The 23980-nt window shown below is 65.6% G+C and carries 23 protein-coding genes; 14 read left to right on the top strand and 9 right to left on the bottom strand.

Going from position 1 to position 23980, the window contains the following annotated elements; translation table 11 throughout:
• Positions 1–7: 7 nt before the first annotated feature.
• Complete coding sequence (locus EJO66_RS28855) at positions 8–997, top strand: branched-chain amino acid ABC transporter permease (protein ID WP_125966774.1); 990 nt, start codon at positions 8–10, stop codon at positions 995–997.
• A 3-nt stretch (positions 998–1000) separates the two neighbouring features.
• Here the strand turns inward: EJO66_RS28855 and EJO66_RS28850 are convergent, their stop codons facing one another.
• Together EJO66_RS28850 and EJO66_RS28845 are read right to left on the bottom strand one after the other, a co-directional pair.
• On the bottom strand, positions 1001–2614 hold the full coding sequence (locus EJO66_RS28850) for a GMC family oxidoreductase (RefSeq protein ID WP_125966773.1): 1614 nt from the start codon (positions 2612–2614) through the stop codon (positions 1001–1003).
• On the bottom strand, positions 2611–4077 hold the full coding sequence (locus EJO66_RS28845; protein ID WP_240648864.1) for a coniferyl aldehyde dehydrogenase: 1467 nt from the start codon (positions 4075–4077) through the stop codon (positions 2611–2613). The genes EJO66_RS28850 and EJO66_RS28845 overlap by 4 nt, the downstream gene beginning before the upstream one ends.
• Positions 4078–4306: 229 nt before the next feature.
• Here EJO66_RS28845 and EJO66_RS28840 point away from each other — a divergent pair, with 229 nt between their 5' ends.
• Positions 4307–5308: an AraC family transcriptional regulator gene (locus tag EJO66_RS28840; RefSeq protein WP_206168901.1), complete on the top strand. Its 1002-nt coding sequence runs from the start codon at positions 4307–4309 to the stop codon at positions 5306–5308.
• Here the strand turns inward: EJO66_RS28840 and gcvA are convergent.
• Positions 5265–6251 carry a transcriptional regulator GcvA gene (gene gcvA, locus EJO66_RS28835; protein ID WP_125966771.1) on the bottom strand — a complete coding sequence of 329 codons (987 nt, stop codon included), beginning with the start codon at positions 6249–6251 and terminating at the stop codon, positions 5265–5267. The two genes, EJO66_RS28840 and gcvA, sit on opposite strands and share 44 nt — an antisense overlap.
• Positions 6252–6361: 110 nt before the next feature.
• Between gcvA and EJO66_RS28830 the strand changes: the two genes are divergently transcribed.
• The 11 genes from EJO66_RS28830 (at position 6362) to EJO66_RS32705 (ending at position 16895) form a co-directional block, all read left to right on the top strand.
• Entirely contained in the window at positions 6362–7243 is an 882-nt protein-coding gene (locus EJO66_RS28830) for an FAD binding domain-containing protein (protein WP_125966770.1), read from the top strand.
• 2 nt (positions 7244–7245) lie between these two features.
• A complete protein-coding gene (locus EJO66_RS28825) occupies positions 7246–7740 on the top strand; it encodes a (2Fe-2S)-binding protein (protein ID WP_125966769.1) in 495 nt (164 codons plus the stop codon).
• On the top strand, positions 7733–10147 hold the full coding sequence (locus EJO66_RS28820; protein WP_240648862.1) for a xanthine dehydrogenase family protein molybdopterin-binding subunit: 2415 nt from the start codon (positions 7733–7735) through the stop codon (positions 10145–10147). Before EJO66_RS28825 ends, EJO66_RS28820 begins: the two co-directional genes overlap by 8 nt.
• Positions 10137–10952, top strand: a complete 816-nt coding sequence (locus EJO66_RS28815; RefSeq protein ID WP_125966768.1) for an alpha/beta fold hydrolase — start codon at positions 10137–10139, stop codon at positions 10950–10952. The genes EJO66_RS28820 and EJO66_RS28815 overlap by 11 nt, the downstream gene beginning before the upstream one ends.
• Positions 10953–10960: 8 nt before the next feature.
• Positions 10961–11536, top strand: a complete 576-nt coding sequence (locus tag EJO66_RS28810; RefSeq protein ID WP_125966767.1) for an SRPBCC family protein — start codon at positions 10961–10963, stop codon at positions 11534–11536.
• Positions 11537–11582: 46 nt separating this feature from the next.
• Entirely contained in the window at positions 11583–12548 is a 966-nt protein-coding gene (locus tag EJO66_RS28805; protein WP_125966766.1) for a Bug family tripartite tricarboxylate transporter substrate binding protein, read from the top strand.
• Positions 12549–12550: 2 nt separating this feature from the next.
• Entirely contained in the window at positions 12551–13684 is a 1134-nt protein-coding gene (locus tag EJO66_RS28800) for a CaiB/BaiF CoA transferase family protein (RefSeq protein ID WP_125966765.1), read from the top strand.
• Between the two features lie 146 nt (positions 13685–13830).
• Positions 13831–14559: an enoyl-CoA hydratase/isomerase family protein gene (locus tag EJO66_RS28795; RefSeq protein WP_125966764.1), complete on the top strand. Its 729-nt coding sequence runs from the start codon at positions 13831–13833 to the stop codon at positions 14557–14559.
• Between the two features lie 25 nt (positions 14560–14584).
• Complete coding sequence (locus EJO66_RS28790) at positions 14585–15568, top strand: Bug family tripartite tricarboxylate transporter substrate binding protein (RefSeq protein WP_125966763.1); 984 nt, start codon at positions 14585–14587, stop codon at positions 15566–15568.
• Positions 15569–15614: 46 nt separating this feature from the next.
• Positions 15615–16451, top strand: a complete 837-nt coding sequence (locus EJO66_RS28785; RefSeq protein WP_125966762.1) for an enoyl-CoA hydratase-related protein — start codon at positions 15615–15617, stop codon at positions 16449–16451.
• Between the two features lie 270 nt (positions 16452–16721).
• On the top strand, positions 16722–16895 hold the full coding sequence (locus EJO66_RS32705; protein ID WP_164547930.1) for a hypothetical protein: 174 nt from the start codon (positions 16722–16724) through the stop codon (positions 16893–16895).
• Between the two features lie 284 nt (positions 16896–17179).
• Here EJO66_RS32705 and EJO66_RS28775 read toward each other — a convergent pair whose 3' ends face one another.
• The 6 genes from EJO66_RS28775 to EJO66_RS28750 are packed head-to-tail and all read right to left on the bottom strand — an operon-like array spanning position 17180 to position 22600.
• Complete coding sequence (locus EJO66_RS28775) at positions 17180–17968, bottom strand: SDR family oxidoreductase (protein WP_124961855.1); 789 nt, start codon at positions 17966–17968, stop codon at positions 17180–17182.
• A complete protein-coding gene (locus EJO66_RS28770) occupies positions 17965–18564 on the bottom strand; it encodes a cysteine hydrolase family protein (RefSeq protein ID WP_124961856.1) in 600 nt (199 codons plus the stop codon). The genes EJO66_RS28775 and EJO66_RS28770 overlap by 4 nt, the downstream gene beginning before the upstream one ends.
• Positions 18561–19046, bottom strand: a complete 486-nt coding sequence (locus EJO66_RS28765) for an aromatic-ring-hydroxylating dioxygenase subunit beta (RefSeq protein ID WP_124961857.1) — start codon at positions 19044–19046, stop codon at positions 18561–18563. The genes EJO66_RS28770 and EJO66_RS28765 overlap by 4 nt, the downstream gene beginning before the upstream one ends.
• Positions 19043–20359, bottom strand: a complete 1317-nt coding sequence (locus EJO66_RS28760) for an aromatic ring-hydroxylating oxygenase subunit alpha (RefSeq protein WP_124961858.1) — start codon at positions 20357–20359, stop codon at positions 19043–19045. The genes EJO66_RS28765 and EJO66_RS28760 overlap by 4 nt, the downstream gene beginning before the upstream one ends.
• Before the next feature lie 16 nt (positions 20360–20375).
• Positions 20376–21341 (bottom strand): PDR/VanB family oxidoreductase, encoded by a 966-nt coding sequence (locus tag EJO66_RS28755; RefSeq protein ID WP_124961859.1) that lies wholly within the window; start codon positions 21339–21341, stop codon positions 20376–20378.
• Positions 21338–22600: a dienelactone hydrolase family protein gene (locus EJO66_RS28750; RefSeq protein WP_125966761.1), complete on the bottom strand. Its 1263-nt coding sequence runs from the start codon at positions 22598–22600 to the stop codon at positions 21338–21340. The genes EJO66_RS28755 and EJO66_RS28750 overlap by 4 nt, the downstream gene beginning before the upstream one ends.
• 185 nt (positions 22601–22785) lie before the next feature.
• Here EJO66_RS28750 and EJO66_RS28745 point away from each other — a divergent pair, with 185 nt between their 5' ends.
• Positions 22786–23973, top strand: a complete 1188-nt coding sequence (locus EJO66_RS28745; RefSeq protein WP_125966760.1) for an ABC transporter substrate-binding protein — start codon at positions 22786–22788, stop codon at positions 23971–23973.
• The last annotated feature ends 7 nt before the right edge of the window (positions 23974–23980 follow it).

Below are 23980 nucleotides of genomic sequence, written 5' to 3'. Positions count from 1 at the left end.
ATCGACCATGAATGCCATTCCTCCCGCCCAGAAGGCGCTGCCAACTGCACAGCCCGTGCAGGTCGATGCGGAGCGTTCCATCCCGCGGCTGTTCATTGCGCTGGTGGTGCTCGCCGTGTCGGTGACCTTCTTCGCCCAGGGCTACCAGCTGTTCCAGGCCACCATGATCGTGAGCTACGCGATCGCTTTGCTTGGCCTGAATCTGCTGACCGGCTACAACGGCCAGATTTCACTGGGGCATGGTGCGTTCTACGCGGTCGGCGCCTATGTCACGGCCATCCTGATGGACAGGTATGGCGTGTCGTATTGGATGTGCGTGCCAATCTCGGGGGCCGTCGCGCTGGTGGTGGGCTACCTGTTCGGACGCCCGGCCCTGCGGCTGGAGGGCCTGTATCTGGCGCTCGCCACGTTCGCGCTGGGCATCGCCGCGCCGCAACTTCTGAAGTCCAGGCATTTCGAGCCGTGGACGGGAGGGTCCAGCGGCATCGTGCTGAACAAGCCCGAGGCGCCGTTCGGCCTTCCGCTCGATGCGGACCAGTGGTTCTACCTGTTTTCTCTCATGGTGGGCTTGCTGATGCTCCTGGTCGCCCGCAATCTCGTCAGTGGTGCCAGCGGGCGGGCCATGCGTGCGATGAGGGATCATCCCCTCGCGGCCGAGGCCATCGGCGTGCCGGGCAACCACTGCAAGTCGGTGACCTTCGGCATCTCGGCCGGGTTTACGGGCGTGGCGGGGTCCCTGTTCGCCGTCGCGGTCCAGTTCGTGTCGCCGGACACCTTCGCGATGTTTCTCTCCATCTCGCTGCTAGTGGGCATCGTCGTCGGCGGCGTCGGTACGCTGTGGGGGGCGCTGTACGGGGCCGTGTTCATCATGTTCGTGCCCGATTTGGCCGAGAAGGTGTCAAAGGCGGCGCCGTGGGCTGTCTACGGCGTGGTACTCATCGTTTTCGTCTACCTGCTTCCAGGAGGCTTGGCCCGGCTGGTGCGCCGCCGAGCCTGACTTTCATGCGCCACCGGTGCGGATCATGGCAGCCGCCTTTTCGCCGATCATGACCGCGGGCGCGCTGGTGTTGCCTCCCACCAGAGTCGGCATGATCGACGCATCCGCCACGCGCAACCCGCTCACGCCATGAACCCGCAGCTTGGCGTCGACAACGGCGCCGGTATCGTGGACCGGGCCCATCTTGCAGGTGCCCACGGGGTGATACTGCGAGTCGGAGCGCTGGCGGATGTCGGCTTCGAGATGGGCTTCGTCGCTCGGGCGCACCGGGTACAGCATGCGCCGGCCGCGGTATGGCGCCAGCGCGTGGTCGCCGAGGATGGACTGCATCAGGTGCGCACCCTTGAGCATCAGTGCCATGTCGTCTGGATGGCTGAAGAACGCGGGGTCGATCACGGGAGCGGAACGCGGATCGCGGGAGGCCAGCGTGACGCTCCCGCGACTCTTGGGACGCAAGACCGACACATGGCAGCTAAAGCCATGACCCAGGTGCATCTTGCGCGCGTGGTCGTCCACGATGGCCACCGCGAAGATCAGCTGCAGGTCGGGCACAGCCACGTCGGAACGGGAGCGCGCGAAGGCGCCGGACTCGGCAAAGGGGCTGGTGATGAGCCCGGTGCGATGGCGTCGCCACTCGAAGAGCGCCTTGGCGATTCGCCCGATACCGCGCAGGGAGACCCCGAAGGTGGGCGTGTTGCTGCGGGCGAGCCAGGCCTGCACGTAGTCGATGTGGTCCTGCAAGTTCTGGCCGACGCCGGGCAAGTCATGCAGCACCGGAATGCCATGGCGCTGGAGTGCGTGAGCGGGGCCGATGCCCGAGAGCATCAGAAGCTGCGGCGAGCCGAAGGTGCCGCCGCAGACAATCACCTCCCGGCGCGCACGGATTGCGCGCAGCTGGCCGCCTTTCAGGAACTCGACGCCCACGGCCCGACCCTCGTCGAAGCAGATGCGGGAGGCCACCGTCCCGGTCTCGACATGCAAGTTGGGCCGGCTGCGATGTGGGGTCAGGTAGGCGCTGGCGACGCTGCAGCGCTCGCCGTTCTTCTGCGTCACCTGGTAGTGGAAGCTGCCGAATTGCTCGGCGCCGTTGTAGTCCTCGTTGCGAGAAATACCCTGGTTCGCTGCTGCCAGGAGGAAGGCCTGGTTGATGGGGCTCGGACTGCGCAAGTCCGCTACGTTGAGCGGCCCGCCCCGGCCATGGAAGCCGTCCGGCCCGAACCGTTCGTTGTTCTCCGAGCGTCGGAAGAATGGCAGCACTTCGTCATACGACCATCCTGCATTGCCGAGCTCGGCCCAATGGTCATAGTCCCAGCGGTGGCCGCGCACGTACAGCATGGCGTTGATGGAGCTGGAGCCTCCCAGTACCTTGCCACGGGGCTGGTAGCCGCGCCGCCCGCCCAGGCCATGCTGCGGCACCGTCTCGTAGGCATAGTTGTTCAATCGGGTCGGTACCATGGCAACGACACCTGCGGGCGCGCGGATCAGGACGCTGTGATCCGGTGGCCCGGCCTCGAGCAGGCACACGCTGGTCTTGGCATCCTCGCTCAGCCGGGAGGCAATCACGCATCCGGCCGCTCCCGCACCGACCACGACGTAGTCGAAGGTCTGCTGGCTCATCGTGCGGAACTCCCCAAGGCCTGGGATGGTCGCGCCGACGGAGGCGATAGAGATGGATCGCCGCGGCCCAGCCAGAGGCGCAGGATCAGTCGCTGCACGAAGCTGCCGTACGGTGGATAAAAGAGGCCCACGGGGAACCAGCGGTGGCGCTTGAAGACCGTTCGTGCATGCGACAGCTCGCGGAATCCCTCCTCGCCGTGATAGGTGCCCATGCCCGAGTTGCCTATGCCGCCGAAGGGCGCGTCATGGTTCAGCACGTGCCAGCCCCAGTCGTTGATCGTCACGCCGCCGGAATGCGTATGCTCCAGCACGCGGCGCCGCGCACTCGCGTCATGGCCGAAGCAGTACAGGGCCAGCGGGCGGGGGCCGGCATTGATGATGCCGAGCGCGTCGTCGAGGCTGTCATAGTCCAACACCGGCAGGATCGGGCCGAATATTTCTTCCTGAGCGATCCGCATGTCCTTGCGCACACCTGTGACGATATGCAGGGGAATTCGCCGGCCGGCTCCCGGCTCGGCACAGGCGATCACATGGGCACCCTTGCTTCGCGCGTCATCGAGCAAGTCCCGGATGCGCTGGCCGTGGCGTTCGTTCACGATGGCGGTGTAGTCCGGGTGATCACAGACGCTCGGGCCGTAGAGCCGTGCAAAGGCATCCTTCACACCCTCGACGAAGGCTTCCACCTGCGCCCGCGGCACGAGCGCGTAGTCGGGCGCGATGCAGATCTGCCCGGCGTTGATGGCCTTTCCATGTGCGATCCGGCTCGCGGCATCGCGCGGATCGCATCCGGGCAGCAACAATGCAGGGGACTTGCCGCCCAGCTCGAGCGTGACGGGCGTCAGGTTCTGGGCCGCGGTGCGCATCACAGCGCGTCCGACCGCAGGCGAGCCCGTGAAGACGATGTGATCGAAGGGCAGGGCGGTGAAGAAGTTCGGGTCCTCCAATTCTGCACCTACTACCGCAACCCATTCCTCGGAAAACGCCTCCGCCAGCAGGCTCGCCAGCACCTCATTGGTGGCAGGCGTGGCGTCCGAGAGCTTGAGGAGCACGCGATTGCCGGCTGCGAGAGCGGCCGCGAGCGGTCCCAGCGCCAGGTAGACCGGAAAGTTCCAGGGCACGATCACGCCCACCACGCCTTTGGGCTGATAGTGCACGCGCAGGCTGTTGCTCATGAACAGCAGTTCGGTCGATCTCCGACGCGAACGCATCCAGCGGCCCACATGCGAAAGAGCGTGGTTGATCTCCAGCACCGAGCCCAGCACATCCATCATCTGGGTTTCGGCGGGTGCCCGGAACCCAAAGTCGCGGCTGATGGCGGCCACCAATTTGTCCTGATAGCGCAGCAACTGGCTCTTAAGAGTCCGGAGATGCGTCTTTCGCTGTGTGCCGCTCGGAAAGGGTTGGGCGGCAAAGGCTGCCCTCTGGCGATCGAAAAGCCCGCGCAGGCGCAGCTCGGTTTCCATGGAAGTGTCTCCGGTCATTCGTCGGTTAGGTGGACGCTCGCACATGCCGCAGGGTCGTGGGGACAGGAGTGGCGCGTGGGCGAACGAAATCTACGGATGACGCGAGACTTCAACGAGGTCCCATCCTGCCAACAGAGGTCATAAATTGCCAAGCTCAATGCAACGGTGTCAGCCGCAGTCCGCCGGCTTCGAACTGGTAGGCAGCTATGGGATGGAGTTGGAGGCACCTGTGCACTCGGTGCTGGGCCTGGGGGCGCTCCTGGCCGAAATGGCTGGCCAGGGCGTGAGCGCCGAGGTGGTGCTCGGCGGATCGGGGCTGGAAGCGGGGCAGTTGGTCGACCCCGAAGTGCGCATGTCGCATCGACAGAAGATCACCATCTTCCGCAACGCACAGCGAATGGCCAGCCTGCCCGACGTCGGCCTGCGTGCTGGCGCGCGGCAGCGCCTCAGTGACTTCGGTGTGTACGGCTACGCGCTGACCAGTAGTGCAGCCTTTGGCGACGCAGTGGTGCTTGGCATGAAGTACCTAAAGCTGGCGGGACCGGTGGTCCACAAGCGCTTTCGTCTGCTGGGCGATACCGCACTGCTCGAAGGAGCCGACGTTCTCTCGCTGGGTCCGGTGCTGCCGTTGGCCACCGAGTTCTGGCTCGCCTCGATGCTCCAACTCGCGACCAACATCCTCGCGGCACCGTTTCCTTCGCGGCGCCTGCGCCTGCCCTATCCGCGTCCAGCGCACGCCGCTGCTTATGAGCGCATGTTCGGATGTCCAGTGCACTTCGACGCTCCACGTATCGAATGGGAATTCGATGCCGCCGTGCTGCGCATGGCGTGTCCCGGCGCGAATCCGGCAACGGCCAAACTGTGCGCGAGCTTTTGCGACCAGATCATGAGGACCCAGTCCGGGGGCGGAGGGCTCGTGGATCAGATCCGCGCCGTTTGTCTCAGCAACCAAGGCAGGATATCGAATGCCGATGCGGTAGCTCGATCGCTCGGGCTGTCGGTGCGGACCATGCACCGGCGACTGGCCGAGGACGGGCTTGGCTTCCAGGCCATCGTCGATGGGGTTCGACAAGCCACCGCTGCGAGCCTACTGAGAAACTCTCCGTTGTCGATAGACGAGATTGCCGAGCGCGTAGGCTTTTCCGAAGCCGCGAACTTTCGCAAGGCCTTCCGGAGGTGGACAGGTCTTAGTCCGACCCAGTACCGCCTGCAAGTTCAGGCAAAGTCGTAGGCGCGGGCGTCTGTAGGTCCCAGCCCTGCGACCGGGCCCATTCCTCGATGGAGCTCTCCGTATCGCGCCCTTCCTGCTGGAGCCACTCGCAGAACTTAGCGATGAGCGGGTAGGCGTCCGATTCCGAGGGGAAACTGGCGTAATAGTCGCGGCGCTTGATTCCCAAAGGGCCGAAGGGTGCACACAACTTGCCGGCGATGATGTCGTCGAGGACCAGGAACAGCGGCACGAGCACGATACCGAGGCCCTCGCAGGCTGCCTGCAATGCGAAGTACATCTGCTCGAATTTCAGCGTATTTGCAGGACGCAGATCCGCAACGCCAGCCGATTGCAGCCACTCCTGCCAAGGATAGGGTTCGGTCGCATAGCTGATGGCCGTGAACCGCGTGATGTCCTTCGGCTCCAGCAGTGCCCCTCCGTTCAGCGCGTCCACGTGGCAGACAGGGAGGATGTGTTCCGACATGAACCGCACCGCGCCGCAGTCCAAGGGGGCTTCATGGGCGCCCCGGATGGCTACGTCGTACAGGTTGGCCTGGAAGTTCGGCCGCTCCATCGACGTGGAGAGCCGGATTTCCACGTCCGGTCGGCGGCGCTGGAAGCCTGACATGCGGGGAATGAGCCAACGCATGGTGAAGGTGGGTGGCGCGCTCACGCGTAGGCTGGTCGGCGACTGCTGCTGCAGCATGTACATCGAGGCGAGGGCCAGTCGGTCCAGCGCGGCGCTGACTTCGGGAAGATAGCTGCGACCGGCGTCGGTGAGCGTCAGCTGCGACGAAGACCGCCGGAACAGTGGGCGGCCGAACCAATCCTCGAGCAAGGCCACCTGCCGGCTGATCGCGCCGTGAGTGACGCTGAGTTCTTCGGCCGCCTTGGTAAAGCTGACGTGTCTCGCCGCGGCTTCAAATGCACGTACCGCATTCAACGGCGGGAGTTTTCTGATCATGGCCTACCCATTGTGGCGAAAGGCGCTCCGGCAGTCGAGTGACTTTAGCTCACGCCACGTGAAGAATCGTCCTTTGCCGTGATCGCCCCGCGTGTCGATGATCGGCAGCCATGAAAGCAGCCCCGTTCGACTACATCCGCGCCGAGAGCGAATCTCACGCGCTGGAGGTCCTGCAGCAGCATGGCGCCGACGCCAAGCTCGTGGCAGGCGGCCAGAGCCTGGTGCCGATGATGGCTATGCGTCTTGCCCGGCCTTCGGTGCTGGTGGACATCAACCGACTGACTGCGCTGAAAGGTGTGGAGAATGCCGCCGATGCCGTCCGCATGGGCGCCTGCACCCGCCAGCGTGATATCGAGCACGATCAAGGTCTCCGATCGCGACTGCCACTGGTCGCGCAAGCATTGGCCTGGGTCGGCCACATTCAGACCCGCAATCGCGGCACCGTGGGCGGCAGCCTTGTTCATGCCGATCCCTCCGCTGAACTGCCGCTCGCGGCCGGCGTGCTGGCAGCCCGGCTGCACCTGCGCAGCCAGAACGGCGTGCGCGTCGTGGATGCGGCGGAGTTTTTCCAGGGCCCGATGTTTACCGCCACTGCCGAGACCGAGTGCCTGGTCGCCATCGACTGGCCGGTCTGGAAGGGCGCGCATATAGGCAGCGCCTTCGACGAGACCAGCATCAGGCACGGTGATTTTGCGATGGCATCGGCCGCCTGTCAGCTGCAACTCGATGAGGCCGGTGTCTGCCGACGAGTCGTCCTCGGCTTTGGCGGCGTGGACGGCACGCCGATGGTGTTTCCCGAACTCGCTTCGCAACTCGTCGGCCATCGCATCACCGCGCAGGCCGCGCGCGAGATCGCCCACTCGGCCTCTTCGCGCTGCGAGCCGGGCGACGACATCCATGCCACCGCCTCATTCCGCCGCCACCTGGCGGCGGTGCTGGGCGAGCGGGTCCTGCTGAAGGCCGCCGAAAACGCTCGCGGTGCGAGCCACTGACCATGAACGATCTGAACAGACTTGTGAACATCCGCATTGCGGTCAACGGCCGCGAGCACCAGCGGGCCGTCGAGCCTCGCATGACGCTCGTCGATTTCCTTCGCGACGAACTCGGTCTGACCGGTACGCACGTCGGTTGCGAGCACGGAGTCTGCGGTGCATGCACCGTGGTGTTTGATGGCGAGCCCGTGCGTTCCTGCTGCATGTTCGCCGTTCAGGCCGACGGTTCGTCCGTCACTACGGTCGAAGGCCTGGCGCCGGAGCGGGGAAAGCTGTCTCCGCTGCAGGACGCCTTCTGTGAGAAGCATGCGCTGCAATGTGGCTACTGCACGCCGGGCATGCTGGTCGCTTGCCAGTCGCTGATCGACAAGGTTCCGCATCCCACGGAGGCCCAGGTGCGTGAGGCAATCAGCGGCAACCTGTGCCGCTGCACGGGCTACAAACAGATCATCGATGCCGTCCTTCATGCGACGGCCCAGGATGCATCCCATGGCTGAAACGCAATTCCGTTACATCGGCAAGCACCGCCGCGCGGTGGAGCATCGGCGATTCGTGCTGGGTCAGGGGCATTTCGCAGCGGATGTAAGGCGTCACGACACGCTTCATGTGGCGATCATCGCCAGTCCTTATGCGAGTGCGCGCATAGTAAAGATTGAGTCGAGTGCGGCGCTCGCCGTCCCCGGCGTGCATGCCGTGCTCACGGGCGAGGAGCTTTGCGCTGCGACGCTGCCGCTGTTGGTGGGGGTCGATGCTCCTCAAGTCGAACGGTTTCCACTGGCCACCGGCGTGGCACGTTATGCCGGCGAGTGGGTGGTTGCCGTCGTCGCGGAAACGCGTGCGCTCGCCGAGGACGCTGCGGAACTGGTTCACATCGATTACGACCCGCTGCCGGCAGTCGTCGACATGGAGCGGGCGATCGAATCCGACTCCCCCATCGTGCATCCGAAGTTCGGCTCGAACACGATCTTCCGCCGCAAGTTCACCTGGGGAGCCGTGGCGGACGATTTTGCTCGGGCTCGCCATACGCTCAGCTACCGCGTGCGCTGGGCGCGCAGCGCGACCGTGCCGATCGAGACCTTCGGTGTCACCTGCGAATGGAACGAGTCGCAGCAAATCCTCGAGGTATGGGCCTCGATCCAGATGCCCAAGTTCCCCGATCAGCTGGCCAAGGCGCTCAAGCTGCCCGGAAACGCCGTGCGGGTTCACTTCGATGTGGATGTGGGCGGCAGCTACGGCGTCAAGCGCGGTATCAAGCATGCCGTGCTCGCCGGCTACCTGGCGCGCAAGCTCGGGCAACCCGTGCGGCTGATCGAGGATCGACTGGAGAATATGCGCGGCGGCGACATGCAGGGCCCCGACCGTGCCTTCGACGTCACGATGGCGTTCGATGAGCAAGGCGTCATCCATTCGATGAAGATGCGGGCCATTGACGACATCGGCGCCTACTCCGGCCGGGCGCCGCTGCAGCTGGGGAAACCGGTGGGTGCCATCGTCGGCCCATATCGCATCGCAAGCGTCGAGTACGAGGCGATCTCGGTACTGACCAACAAGACGCCGCAGGAAGCAGTCCGTGGCTTCGGTCAGGCGCCCACCAACTATGCCATCGAGACCGGGTTGGAAAAGGTCGCCCGCTTCCTCGGCTTGGACCCCGTGGAATTGCGGCGTCGCAACCTGATTGGCAAGGACGAGTTCCCCTACCTGATCCCGAGCGGAACGACCTACGACTCAGGTGACTACGCTACCGTGCTGGACAAGGTCCTGGGCGTTGTCCCGATGGCGCAGCTGGAGCGCGAGCGCGACGCGCTGCGCAGCCAGGGACTGCTGGCAGGCATCGGCGTGTCTACCTGCCTCGAGCCATCGGGGGGCAACTCTTCTTTCGAGCCGCTGTTCAACCCGAAGAACGAGACCACGACGTGGATGGATTCCTGCCTGGTGCGCATCGATCTGTCGGGCGCGGTCACGGCGCTGATGGCGACCTCCACTTCGGGACAGGCGCATGAAACGCTGGTTTCGACGGTGGTGGGCGAAGTCCTGCAGATCCACCCCGACAGCATCCGGGTGCTGCATGCCGACTCGCTGAGTGCACTGCCGTCCAACAGTCCGGTGGGAAGCCGCATGGCCATCATGCTTGGCGGGGCCGCAGCCGGCGCCGCGAAGATTCTCAAGGCGAAGGTGCTTGCCATCGCTGCTCACAATCTGGGTGTCCCGCTCTCGTCAGTGGTTTATGAGGACGGTGCCGTGTTCGTGGCGGAGGAACCGCAGCGGCGCCTGGGCTGGGAGCAACTGGTCGAAATCGCTCATCGCAAGTACCACCAGCTGCCGCCCGGCATGGAACCAGGGTTGCAGGAAAAGTTCGTGTGGCAAGTCCCCACCGGCGGCAAGATGCCCACCGAGGATGGCCGGGTGCAGATGTACCCCTGCCATTCGTTCGAGAGCCATGTGGTCCTCGCGAGCGTCGATCCCCAGACTGGCAAGGTGAAGCTGCACCGTTATTCGGTGGGCCACGACTGTGGCGTGATGATCAGCCCCGACGTCGTTCATGGCATGACCTACGGCGGCGTCGCGCACGGCCTCGGTGCTGCACTGATGGAGAAATTCACCTATTCCGACGATGGGCAACTGCTGTCGGGCACGTTCATGGACTACCTGCTACCCAGCGCGGAAGAGGTGCCGAACGTGACGATCGTCGATCACTGCACACCATCGCCGCTGACGGAGTTTGGCCAAAAAGGTTCCGGCGAGGCCGGCTACCTGGGCAGCGCCGCAGCGATCTCGGCGGCTGTCAACGACGCGCTGGCGCCGATGGGCGCATCCATCGACGCACTGCCTATGACGCCGCAGGCCATCTGGACCGTTATCGAGCAGCGCAACAGCGGCAAAGCCGGAGAAAACCATGCAACTTGAATCCACACTTATTTCCGCCGAGGGCTTTCAAGGGAAGCTGGCGGTACACACCGCCGGCCCTGTCGGCGCTCCGGCGGTCGTGCTCGGACACTCCATCCTGGCTTCCACAAACATGTGGCGCGGCCAGATCGAAAGGTTGCTTGAGCTCGGGCTACGCGTCGTGAGCATCGACACCCGTGGCCATGGTGCCTCGGACGAGCCGCCTCTGGAATGCAGTCTGGACGACCTGGTCGCCGACAACATCCGCGTGCTCGACAAGTTGGGCATCGCGCGGGCGCATTTCATCGGCGTATCTCTGGGCGGAATGGTGGCGCTCGGACTCGGCATCCTTCACCCGGATCGCGTCGCCAGCCTGATCGTCTGCGACGCCCGCGCGGATGCGCCACCGGCATTTGCAGCTCCCTGGGACGAGCGGATTGCGATGGCGCAAGAGCATGGCACCGCCGCACTCGCAGACTCGACTGCCGAACGCTGGTTCGGTTCCGACTTCCTCGAACGCCGGCCAGAGGTCGCACGAGAGATGAAGGAGATGATCGCTGGCACTTCCGTCGGTGGTTTCGCCGCTTGCGCGCGCGCTTTGCAAGGTCTGGACTACCTGGGGCGCGTCGGCCGCATTGCGGCGCCCACGCAATGGATAGTCGGCGCGAACGACGGTGTCCTGCCGGACGCTATGCGGCACCTGCAATCACTCGTTTCCGGCTCGGCCTTCGACGTGATCGAAGGCGCCGGACATCTTCCAAATGTCGACCAGCCTGCTGCGTTCAATGCCGTCGTGGCGCGCCGGCTGCACTCTCTGACCGCCTAAGGACTGCCATGCAAATCACCGGAAGCCAATCCATCGCCGCCCCGCGCCATCAGGTCTGGGCGGCTCTCAACGATCCAGCGATCCTCAAGGGCTGCCTGCCCGGCTGTGAGTCGGTCGAGCGTGTCTCGCCTGAGCTCTTCCGCGTGGTCGTCGTGTCGGCCATCGGTCCGTTGCGGGCCAAATTCAACGGCGACTTGCGCCTGACGCAGGCACAGCCGCCGGAGTCATGCGTGATGGTGTTCGAGGGGCAGGGCGGTGCCGTGGGGTTCGGCAAGGGACAGGCCACTGTCGAACTGCTGGATGTCGGCAGCGCAACCGAGCTGCGCTATTCGGCCCAGGCACAGGTGGGCGGCAAGCTCGCGCAGATCGGTTCGCGGCTCATCGACAGTGTCGCGCGGAAGATGTCCGACGATTTCTTCGAGGCGTTCCGCAAGCTGGTGGTGCCCACGCCGAGCCCTTCGATCACTGCCGAGGCCGACACGGCAACTCCTGCGAGCGCAAAGCGGAGCAGCGGTGTCCCCGTGTGGGTGTACGCCGCAGCCGCAGTCACGGCGGTCGTCTTGGGCGGGGTACTTCTGCGCTGAGATCGGCTGGCTACTTCAAATGAAAAGCTACTGAAGGAGACACTGGATGAAAGCCTTTCGAATACTTGCCGCAGTCGCTGCAATAGCGACTTCTGTCGCCGCCAACGCGGATACGTGGCCAAGCCGCCCTGTGAAAATCATCGCGCCCGCTCCGCCGGGTGGTCCCTACGACTATGTCGCGCGGGCGCTGGCAGATGGCTTGCAGCGGTCGTTGGGGCAGCCATTCGTGGTGGAGAACCGCGCCGGGGCAGGCGGCACCATCGGCGTGGATGCAGCGGCGAAGTCCGCCCCCGACGGCTATACGCTGGTGGTGGGCTCCACCGGGCCGATGTCGGTGGCCCCAGGCATGTTCCGAAAACTGCGCTACGACCCGGAAAAGGACTTCGCTCCCGTGGCCAGGCTTGTGAAAATGCCCGGCTACCTCGTCGTTCACCCCAGCCTCGGCGTCGACAACGTGAAGGATTTTCTCGCGAAGGTTCGGGCTGATCCTGGCAAATTCTCGTACGCGTCGACGGGAAACGGGTTCTCGCAACACACCAACATGGAGTTGCTGAAGAACATGGCCAACCTGTTTGTCGTGCCGATCACTTATCGCGGCAGCGGTCCGGCGGTGACGGATCTCCTCGGGGGGCAGGTCCAGATGATGATGGAGCTCGGTCCGGTCGTGATCCCGCACGTCAAGGCGGGACGATTGAAGGTACTGGCTGCGAGTACCGCGGCACGAACCGAGGCCATGCCCGAGGTGCCGACGTTGAACGAGAGCGGTGTCAAGGGCTTCGACGCGTATACCTGGTTCGCACTGTATGCACCTGCCGGCACGCCGGTCGACATTGTGCAGAAGCTGCACGCCGAGACAGCAAAGGTGCTGAATCAACCCGAGCTGAAGTCACGCCTGGCTTCGCAAGGCGCCGAAGTAGCGCTGACCACGCCGGTGGAACTGGCCGCGTTCCAAGCCGCCGAAACCAAGAAGTGGACGTCGGTGATTCACCGAGCCGGCATTCTTCCCGAATAGCCATGCAAGGACCGCTCAAAGGCATCCGGGTCGTCGAAATCGCAGCCATCGGTCCGGCGCCTTTCTGCGCGATGCTGCTGGCCGACATGGGCGCGGACGTGATCCGTATCGAGCGCAAGGGCGAGCGGCCGCGTGCAGGATCCGGAACGGCGGATGTCCTGCAACGGGGTCGCAGGTCGATCGCGCTCGACCTGAAGCAGCCGGGCGCCGCCTCGGTGGTTCTCAAACTTGTTGAGCAGTCCCACATGGTGATCGAGGGCTTCCGGCCAGGCGTGATGGAGCGCCTTGGCTTGGGGCCGGACACCTGCTTGGCTCGAAATCCTGCACTCGTCTACGGGAGAGTGACGGGCTGGGGCCAGCAAGGACCGTTGGCCCAACGCGCCGGTCACGACATCGATTTCATGGCAATCTCCGGTGCGCTGCATGGAATGGGTGATGCGGACCGGCCGCCGATGCCACCGTTGAACTTGGTCGGGGATTTCGGTGGCGGCGGCATGCTCCTCGCCTTTGGCATGGCGTGCGCGCTGATCGAAGCTCAGCGCAGCGGCCGCGGGCAGGTGGTCGATGCGGCGATGAGCGATGGGTCGGCACTGCTCATGAGCATGCTGTACGGATACCTGGCCATGGGGCGCTGGAAGGCGGAGCGCGGTGCGAACTTCCTCGACGGCAGCTCGCCGTTCTATCGCTGTTATCAGTGCGCCGACGGCAAGTGGCTGGCGGTCGGGGCGGTCGAGACGAACTTCTATCGCGAGCTGTTGCGCCGCTGTGGGCTGCCCGGAGCCCTGCTCGACAGCCAATGGGATGAACCGACCTGGCCGCAGACCCGGCGGCTGTTCGAAGAGACCTTTCTCACGCGGGCGCGGGACGATTGGTGCGAGCTGCTGGTTGGGGTCGATACCTGCGTTGCGCCGGTGCTGGACATGCACGAGGCACCGGCGTTCGCGCACAACATGGCACGGGGCACCTTCGTGGATATCGACGGTGTCACGCAGCCAGCTCCGGCGCCGAGGATGAGCATGACACCCGGGCGGGCCGGACGCATCGCCGCGCCGGGTGAGCACACACGGGCCATTCTTTCCGACCTCGGACTCAGCGACATGGAGATCGAAAGGTTGCAGGCCGAGGGGGTCTGCTGAGGCGAAGCCGTCGGAAGTTCCGTCATGCAACGCTGATGCAGAACGCGATCGATCGACCCGTGAGCCAGGCTCGCGCTTCGTGAGAAATCCTCGTTTGCCGCGCGGCCTCGCCCTCAGACAAACTGCCTTCTTTTCCGGAGATAGTCATGAGCGAACAGATCCGCATCGAACAAGACGGCCGCGTGCTGCGCGTCATCTTCAACCGGCCCGAGGACAACGGCGTGTCGGACAGCATGGCCGCCGCATTGTCTGCCGCGCTGGCCACGGCCCACGAGACCTCGGACGTGGTGGTGGTGAGCAGCGTTGGTCCCGACTTCTGTACCGGCCGCATCCGCGATGCAGGCGGGCCGCCCTCGGCAGAGGCCTACGCCCGCCGACCTGAGTATGACGCCATCTTCAATAGCTACAAGTCGGTACGCTCCGCCCAGGTGCCCGTGGTCGGGATTCTGCGGGGCCGTGTAATGGGCTACGGCACTGCGCTTGCGGCCCTCTGCGATGTCAGCTTCGCGGCCGACACGGCGACTTTCAACATCCCCGAGATTACCCACAACGTGATGCCGACCATGGTGATGTCGGCGCTGTATGACCGCGTGAATCGCAATGCCATTCTGTGGATGGCGTATTCGGCTGAGTTCATCGACGCAAAGCAGGCCATGGACTGGGGCATCGTGAGCCAAGTGGTGGCACAAGACAAGCTCGACGCGGCCGCCGCCGGTTTCCTGGACGTTCTCCTTTCCCGACCGCGCCCGGCGATCCTGGGACTCAAAGAGTACTTGCGAGTCGCCCCGCGCATGGATGAGCAAGCGGCGATCGACTACGCACGTGCACTGCACTCAATGGTGAACACCTCGGCAGCGATGAAGAAGGCGCACTGAGCGCCCGGCGAGGAGGAGACAGATCATGGCCCGTATGCAAGTCCGACGCCGTCAGTTCCTGTTGGCAGGTGCAGCCGTCACGGCAAGCCCGTGGGCGCTGGGCCAGGCTACTGCGAAGACGGTCAAGATCCTGGTTGGATTCCCGGCGGGGCAGGCGACGGACGCTGTAGCCCGGCTGATGGCGGAGAGTCTTCGAGGCAAGACTGCCCAAAGCTACATCGTGGAGAACCGGCCGGGACAGGGCGGCAGCATCGCCTTGTCGGAGTTGGCGCGTGCGCCGGTGGACGGCAGCGTCATGATGCTGGCGCACATGTCGGCGGTTTGCACCAATCCGCACCTGTACAAGCGTGTCGGCTACGATTCCCTGAAGGACTTCGAACCGGTCGGCTTGGTGGGCGACCTTCCTTTCGTGCTGGTTTGCCACGCGGACCTTCCGATCAAAGACATTCAGGATCTGATCGCCTATGCAAAGGCGAATCCCGACAGATTGTCCAATGCCTCCTCCGGGAACGGAACCGTATCGCATCTGGCGATGGAGGAATTCAAGCGTCGAGCCGGAATCTCGATCGTTCATGTGCCCTACAAGGGCAGCGTGCCAGGACTGACGGACGTAGCGGCTGGCAACGTATCGATTGCGCTCGAGACGGCTGCCGGCGTGGCCCCTCTTATTCAGAGTGGCAAGTTGAGGCCACTGGCCGTCGGGACAGGCCGACGCCTCGAGGGGATGCCGAATGTTCCCACGATGCAGGAACAGGGCCTGGGTGATTTCGATGCCGCCACCTGGCTAATGGTGCTGTATCCGCGAGGCGTGCGGAAGGAACTCGTCCATGGCACTTTTGAAGCGATGCGGACATCGTTGCGAACACCGAGCCTGGAGCAGAGATTGATCGCGTCGAACTGCCTGCCGCGGTACAGCGTCGACCCCAGCACCGCGGACAGCTACCTGCGCGCGGAGTACGCCAAATGGGGCGAAGTCGTGAGACGCAGCGGCGTCAAGCTCGAAGGCTGAGCTGGACACAAGTAGCTCCGAACTTTCGACTCCTTCCCTGACCCTTATGTCCGAACCTCTTCTTCTCATTGATAACCCCCGTCCTCAGGTCCGAAGGTTCACCCTCAACCGGCCCGAAAAGCGCAACGCGCTTTCCAACTCCCTTCGCACCGAGCTATTTTCGGCGCTAGAGGCTGCCGACAGGGATGAGTCAGTCCGCGTGAGCATCATCCGCGGCGCGGGGACGTGCTTCTCCTCAGGCTACCAACTGGGCGGTGGAAACGACGAGGGGCAACCGTACTACACGCCGGATGGCATCGGCCAATGGCCGCGGCACGTGGTCGAGGGGTCCTTTCGGATCTGGGATCTCGCGAAGCCGGTGATTGCTCAGGTTCATGGCTACTGCCTTGCTGGCGGCAGTGAGCTCGCGACGGCCTGCGACTTGGTCTATGTTGCAGAGGACGCGCAGATTGGTTACCCGCCAGTACGCAGCATGAGCCCACCCGACATGCAATTCCACCCTTGGCTGATGGGTTTGCGCAATGCGATGGAGATGATGCTTACGGGAGATTCGATCAGCGGATCGGAAGCCGTCGAGAAAGGATTCGCGAACCGAGCCTTTCCGGCGGAAGAGCTCGGGGAGCGCGTGCTCGAGATGGCAGAACGAGTCGCAAAGGTGCCCTCGGACGTCCAGCAATTCAACAAGCGGGCGACCCACAGGGCCATGGAGATCATGGGTGTGCGTGCTGCCATCCGTGCGGGGACCGAAATGCAGGCGCTGGCCTTCTTCACGCCTTCCAGCATCGCGTATCGCGAGGAGTTCGCTAAGGGCGTGCGTCACGCGCTCTCCATTCGCGACGGAAAGTTCGGGGACTATCGCGAAAGCGGAAGAGACTCCGACTGAAGTAGTCGTTCGAAGCGCAAGTGGTGCTCGGGCCGCTTTGATGGGTAAGGGGAATTCTCCCCCCAGGGGTAGTCAGAAAGGCGTTGCTATAGAAGAAGTGACGAAATACGTCATCTATGCGATTCGTCTATCACGATAATCCTTCTTATCACAATAGCAAGTTTACGCAGATAAACTGGAGGGCATGAATGTACGCACGGTAAGAGGGGCATGGGGTAGCGACTTCCCCAGCGCCTCGCAGCTAGCAGCGCGTCCTCCAAGCCAAGTTGCATGAATTCTGGCTGGCAGGGCAAGGCAACGACGACACCTGACTGGCACCCACGGCCGCTGCGGCTGCGGCTGCGATTCTTGGCTTCACTGCTGGTTTTATCGGCGGGTACGCGACCCGTGGTCGAGATCCTCGCCGTCAAGAACCTGCAACTCGCCGCGCTGATAGATATTTAACATAAGATACATTGTTTAAAATATCTCGGTAGCGGCTGAATAGTAATGTCGCGTTTGGCCCGAATAGAAATGTCGCATTGTTGCCCCGGTCCAGCTTCTGGATCCGAGGCAGCAAGGTTCTCAGGCAGCCCGATGTCGCGAAGTCCTTCGAATCGCAAGGCATGGTGCCAGCGGTCTCCACGCCGGCTGCCTTCGGGGCGCTGGTCGCCAAGGACGCGCAGCGCTGGGCGGAGGTGGTGAAGAAAGGCAACATCACCGCGGATTGAGGAAGGACACCTCGGGCGCTACGCAGCGCCAAACCAATCGCGCGCAGATCGACCTTGGTCCGGACCGAGCATCGAAAAGCCGCCGTCGACCGGAATGTCGGCGCCGGTGACGAAGCGCGCCGCGTCCGAGCACAGGAACAGCACCACCTGCGCCACGTCGTCGCCGTCGCCCACGCGGCCCAGCGGGTGCATCGGCGCGCCGACACGGTCGGCCCGTGCACGGTCGCCGTTCGCCATGCGCGACAGCGCGTCCGACCAGGTCCAGCCCGGCGACACCGAGTTCACCCGCACGCCCCGTGGCGCCAGCGTGGCGGCCTGGTTGCGCGTGAGCTGCAGGATGGCGGCCTTGGCCGCCGGGTACAGCGCCCGGCCTGCGGCGCCGAACTTGCCGCCGACGCTGCCCATGTTCACGATGGCACCGCCCTGCGCGGCCAGCGCGTCGGCGCTCTTCTGCACCAGCATCGCGCCCGAGACCAGGTTGATGTTCAGCGCGCTCAGCCAGTCTGCGCGCGCGGCGCCGAGCCCCGCGTCGCCGTAGACCACCGCGTTGTTGACGAGGCAGTCGATGCGGCCCTCGATGCGCAGCACGCCGGCCGCCAGCGCGTCGAGCGCATCGTCCGAAGCGATGTCGCAGGCGACGAAGCGGCACCCCTCGCCCAACCCGGCCGCCAGCGCCTCGCCGCGCACCGCGTCGATGTCGACCGCCACCACGCGCGCGCCGGCTTGCACGAAGGCCCGCACGATGGCGCTGCCCAGCAGCGCGGCGGCGCCGGTCACGACGGCGACCTTGCCTTGCAGCGTGGTCATGGCCGGCCTCCCCTCTCCATCTGTGCCACGGCATCGTCCACGCAGACCACGTCCGCGAGCATCGACAGGGTTTCGAGGCTGGCGGCCTGCAAGTGGGCCTGCGCGGTGCTGCAGGCGTCGGCGACCACCGCCACGTCGTAGCCCAGGTCGCTCGCGTGGCGCGCGCCGTGCTCCACCACGTGGTTGGTGGCGATGCCGGCCACGTACAAGCGGCCTGCACCGGTGGCGCGCACCGCCTCCTCGAGCCCGCTGGCCCAGAAGGGGTTGTTGCGCTTGTGGGTGACGACGGCTTCACCCGGCAGCGGTGCGAGTTCGTCGTAGAACCCGGCACCCCAGCTGCCTTCCTGCACCGCGCCGCTCTCGGCCACGCGCCGGAACAGCGTGCAGTTGCGCAGGCAGTCCGAGTAATCCGGCGCGAAGGCGATGCGCACGAAGATCACCGGCACGCCGCTCGCGCGCGCAGCGGCGATGAGCCGCGCGGCCGAGACGATGAGGCGCGGGCGCGCGGGGTCGTCGGCGGCCACGCCCACGCGCACCTTGCCATCGACGTGCAGCACGTCGTTCTGGTAGTGCATCGCCAGCAGCGCGGCCTTCACAGGAAGACCTGCAGGGCTTCGTGCGGCGCGTCGCAGTTGACGAGGTCGACGCGCTTGGTCTGGATGCGCCAGCCGTCGTCGGCGCGGCGCAGCGTGTGCAGCGCGCTGCCACCGAAGGTGCGCTGTTCGGTCTTGCGCCACTCCAGCAGCAGGAAGGTCGAGCGCACGGTGCAGGTTGCGTCGTCGCGCGATTCGAGCGCGAAGTTGCCCAGCACGTGCACGGTGCGCGTGGGCGGCTGCTGCGAATAGGCGCGCGCCTGCTCGAGCCGCCGCGCGCGCATCGAGCGCAGCAGCGCGTCCTCGCAGAACAGCGAGGCGTGGTTGAGGTGGTCGGCCTGGCCGTGCACCAGCGGCACCCAGTACAGGCCGTCGGGCGTGAAGAGCTTCTGCCATTCGTCCCAGCGGTGCTCGTCGAGCAGGCGGGCCTCGTGGTGCAGGAACTGCGTGAGGTCCTGCTGTTCGTTCCAGTCGCGGAAGTTCATTCGGCGCTCCCAGTCTGTGCACCCGTGTCGACGCCCATGTAGCCGGCCCAGGCCGCGAACATGTTGCGCGAGGGCATCTCGCTGTTGCCGTTGGATGCGCGCCCGCCCGGCAGCGGCTGGTCGCGCCCCGCGGCACGGTGCATGCTGACCCAGTCGCCGCCGTCGGAGCCCAGGCCTTCCTGCACGCGGTTGTAGGCCTCCAGGTCGTCGGGCATCACGTTCGACGAGGGCGAGTTGACGATGTTGGTGTACTTGAGCGTGCGCTGGAAGGTGGCTTCCGGTGCGCCCTTGAGCCGGAAGCTGAAGATCTCGACCAGCGTGCGGTCCACCGACAGCGGGCGGATCACGCGGATCTGCTGGAACGAGGTGTGCGGCGAGCAGCTCGGGTAGACGATGGTGTTGTGCCGGTTCACACGCAGGATCGCGTCGGCCTGCGCGGCGCCCTTCGCGGCTTCGAGCGAGGCCACGTAGGCCAGGCTCACCGGGTCGGTCGGCGGCACGAAGATGCCTTCCATGAAGCCGTGGCCATGGTCGTAGCCCTTGAGCTCCAGCTTCTCCCAGAACTCCAGCGGCTCGCCGTTGCCGTCGACGATCACCACCTCGAAGGGCTTGGGCGTGCCGGCCGGCATGGCCTCGTACTCTTCCTTGGCCGCGCGCCACGACGATTCGTGCGTGGCCACGGCGTGGATGGTGTCGTGCAGGTTCTCGAAGAAGATCTTCCAGTTGTTGCGCTGGATCACGCGCTGAACGCCGCCGGCCACTTCCACTTCGCCCTCGGGTGCGCGGTCGCAGAAGTTGTCGAGCGACGTGGCCACGCCGCCCAGGAATTCTTTCAGCTCGGGTCCGTCTTCCGACAGGCTCGCGAACACGAAGCCGCGGTGCGTGGCCACGCGCGCCACCTTGCGCACGCCGTACCGGGGGTCTTTCAGGTCGAGCGCGGTGCACTCGTAGCCGCTGCGCAGCGGCACCGACAGCAGGCTGCCGTCGCACTTGAAGGTCCAGCCGTGGTACAGGCAGCGCAGGAACTTGCCGGCGCTGCCGCTGCCGTCGGGCACGAGCTTGGCGCCCTTGTGCGGACAGCGGTTGAACATCACGTGCACCTGGCCGTCGGTGTGCCGCACCATCACCACGGGCTCGCGGCCCAGGCGGGTGGTGAAGTAGTCGCCGGGCTTGGGCACCTGGCTTTCGTGGCCGACATAGAGCCAGGCCTGGCCGAACACGCGGTCCATCTCCAGCTCGAAGATGGCGGGGTCGGTGTAGACGCGCTTGTGCACGCGATCGGGCTGCACGAGCCCTTGCAGGTCGATGGTCATGGGTTGGGTCTCCGGATCAGATGTCGAGCACCAGGTGCGGCGTCTTCGCGCGCGACACGCAGGTGCACAGGGTCTTGCCGTCCGCCTTCTCGCGCGGACTGAGGTTGTGGTCGCGGTGATCGGGCACGCCCTCGACCACGTCGACCACGCACACGCCGCAGTCGCCCTGGCGGCAGTCGTACAGCGGGTCCAGGCCGGCGGCGATGAGCACGTCGAGCAGACTCAGCTCGGGCGGCACGGTCAGCGTCTTGCCCGAGCGCAGCGTGCGCACCTCGAAGGCCGCGTCGCCCGCCTGCTCGATGGCACCGGCGAAGAGCTCGAAGTGCACATGGTCGCCGGGCCAGCCGAGTGTGCGGGCGGTGTCGACCACGGCCTGCACCATGCCGCGCGGGCCGCACACATGCAGGTGGCGGCCGGGCACGGGCGCGGCCAGCAGCGCGCGCAGGTCGAGGCCGCGTGCCGGGTCGCCGCCGTCGTGCACCACGGTGCCGCCCAGCGCGCGCACTTCGCCGAGGTAAGCCGTGGCTTCCTCGCTGCGCGTGGCATAGACGAAGTCGAAGGGGCGCGCTTCGGCCGCCAACGATTGCGCCATGCACAGCAGCGGTGTGATACCGATGCCGCCCGCAACGAGCAGCGGTGGCGCGCTGCCTGCGTGCAGTGCGAAGTCGTTGCGCGGCGCGTGCGCGGCCAGCGATGCGCCGGGTTGCAGCGCATGCATCCAGGCCGAGCCGCCCGCGCCCTGGGGCTCGCACAGCACCGCGATCTCGCAGCGGTCCGAGCCGTCGTGCGGCCGGGCGAGCGAGTAGGCGCGCTGTCCCGTGCGGCCGTTGGCCTGCATCACCTGCACGCCCAGGTGCGCACCCGGCGCGAACGGCGGCAGGGGCTCGCCGCTCGCCGAGCGCAGCACGAAGGCCTTGATGGCCGGTGTGAGCGGCGTGACCGAGTCCACGACCAGCGCCAGCATGTCGGAGTCGCCGCTCATCCCAAGGGCAGCGCCGGGTCGGCGATGGTGAGCGCGGCCGATTTCTCCCAGCGCGGCATCAGCGTGTTCGACGGCCGCGTTTCGTCGACCAGCTTGCGTGCCGTCTCGGCGCCGGCCACGGGCAGGCCTTTCGGATCGAGCAGGCCGATCTGCACCAGCACGCTGGCCTGGTCCCAGTAGATGTGCTCGTGGTAGAGCTTGTCGCCGCGAAACTTCACGATGGCCACGAGCGGAATCTCCACCGGCTTGCCGGTGGGCGCGATGCCCGGGAGCAGCCAGTCGATCTCGACCGTGTGGGTGAAGCTGAACAGCATCTCGTCCACGATCTGCGTCGCACCCACCGTGCGCGAGATGGGCGTGAGCCGCGTATCGGGCGGCGTGGTCGGAATGAAGTGGTGCTTGTAGAAGCGCGACAGCTCCTTGGCGCCCACGCCGCCGGTCATGGTCGGGATGTGGTTCACGTAGGGCTCGCCCACCATCGTGGCCATGGTGGCGACCACGTCGCGCGTGGCGAACTCGTACTCGCAGTGCTTGTCCCACAGCGCCGAGAGGTCGTACACCGGACCGATCGCTTCCTTGAACAGCGCCATCGAGCGCTGGTGCGCCATCAGCGTGGAAGGCTTGTCGAAATGGTCGCCGCCGGTGCGCGCAAACGCATGGTCGACGCCGGGGTAGATATACAGCTGCGCAGCGGGCTTGCCGGCGAAGGCTTCGAGCACCTGGGCGCGGGCCTCGGGCGGGCAGAACTGGTCGAGCTCGGCAAAGTGCAGCGCAATGGGGCAGCCGATCCTCGGCACCAGGTCGAGCGCGCCCTCGATGCCCACCCCGTAGTAGCCCACGGCCGCGTCCACGCCGGAGTGCGCGGCGGCCAGGTAGGCCAGCTTGCCGCCGAGGCAGAAGCCCAGCGCGCCGACCTTACCGGTGCAGGCCGGGTGCGCGCGCAGCGCCTTCACGCTCGCCGTGACGTCGGCCACGCCGGCCTCGATGTCGAACTCCTGGAAGAAGCCGAAGGCGCGCTGCCAGTCTTCCGGCGAATAGCCCAGCTCGACACCGGGCTCCATGCGCCAGAACAGGTCGGGCGCGAGCACCACGTAGCCCTCTTCGGCGTAGAGATCGGCCACCTCGCGCACGTAGTCGTTGATGCCGAAGATTTCCTGGCACAGCACGATGCCGGGGCCGCGCCCCGAAGCCGGCAGGGCCAGGTAGCCGCGAAAGGTCTGGGCGCCGTCGCCGGCGGGGATGTCGATGGTGTCGCTCATCGGTTCGTCTCTCGAAGTGGTGGGGTCGGCGGCGATTCTGTGGAGCGCGCCGGGCGGTTGTCTGTCCATTTCGTGCAGCGGTTTCGGCCGCACGAAACGGATAGCAAGGCGGCGGTGCCGCACAGAGACTGCGGCCTGCATTGCCCCCACCCACGTTCAACGAACTCACCCCGAGGAGATCTTTCATGCCGCAGGCCACGCCCCGATCCGTCTTGTGCGCGCTCACCGTCCTGGTGGGGGCGCTGGCATCGCCCTCGCAGGCACAGACCGTGAAGGTCGGCCTGGCGATGGACCTGTCCGGCCCCTTCGCCGTCGGCGGCGCCGAGGCCAAGGCCGGCTTCGCCGTCGCGATGAAGCAGCTGGGCGGCAAGCTCGGCGGCGTGCCGGTGGAGTTCGTCGAGGCCGACACGGCAGGCAACCCCGAGATGGCGCGCCAGGTGGTCGAGCGCATGCTGCTGCGCGACAAGATCGACCTGTTCACCGGGCCCATCGGCTCGTCGGTCGCGCTGGCCGTCGGCCCGCCGCTCTTCGCGGCCAAGGTGCCCTATCTGTCGAGCAACACCGGCCCGAGCGACTATTCAGGCGCGCGCTGCAACCCCTACTTCTTCGGTGCCTCGTACCCGAACGATGCGTACTACGAGTCGGCTGGCAAGTTCGCCTCGGACAAGGGCTTCAAGAAGGTCGCGATGATCGCGCCCAGCTACCCGGGCGGCAAGGACGCCATCAACGGCTTCAAGCACACCTTCAAGGGCGGCGTGGGCGACGAGCTGTACACCAAGCTCGGGCAGCTCGACTACTCGGCGGAGCTGGCGCAGATCCGCGCGTCGAAGCCCGATGCGCTGTACTTCTTCCTGCCCGGCGCGATGGGCGTGAGCTTCATCAAGCAGTTCGTGGGTGCGGGGCTGTCGAAGGACGTGGCGCTGATCTCCACCGCCTTCTCGGCCGACGAGGACATGATCCCCGCCGTCGGCGAGCCGATGCTGGGCCTGTTCAACACGGCGCACTGGTCGTTCGACCTCGACAACCCGGCCAACCAGCGCTTCGTGGCCGCGTTCCGCCAGCAGAACAACGGGCGCAACCCGTCGTTCTATGCCGGCCAGGCCTACGACGTGCTGATGGCAATGGATGCGGCCGTGCGCGACGCCGGCGGCAAGGTGGCCGACAAGCCCTCGCTGCTCAAGGCGATCAAGGCGGCCAACTACAAGTCGGTGCGCGGCGAGTTCCGCTATGGGCCGAACAACTTTCCGATCCAGAACTACTACCTGCGCGTGATCGCCAAGGACGCGAACGGGCGCATCGCCAACAAGGTGATCGGCACGGTGCTGGAGCGCTACCAGGACCGGACCGCCGCGCAGTGTGCGATGAAGTCCTGAGGATGTG

Source organism: Variovorax beijingensis (genome assembly GCF_003951285.1).
Taxonomy (GTDB): Bacteria; Pseudomonadota; Gammaproteobacteria; order Burkholderiales; family Burkholderiaceae_C; genus Variovorax; species Variovorax beijingensis.
This window is presented reverse-complemented; position numbering and strand designations above follow the sequence as displayed.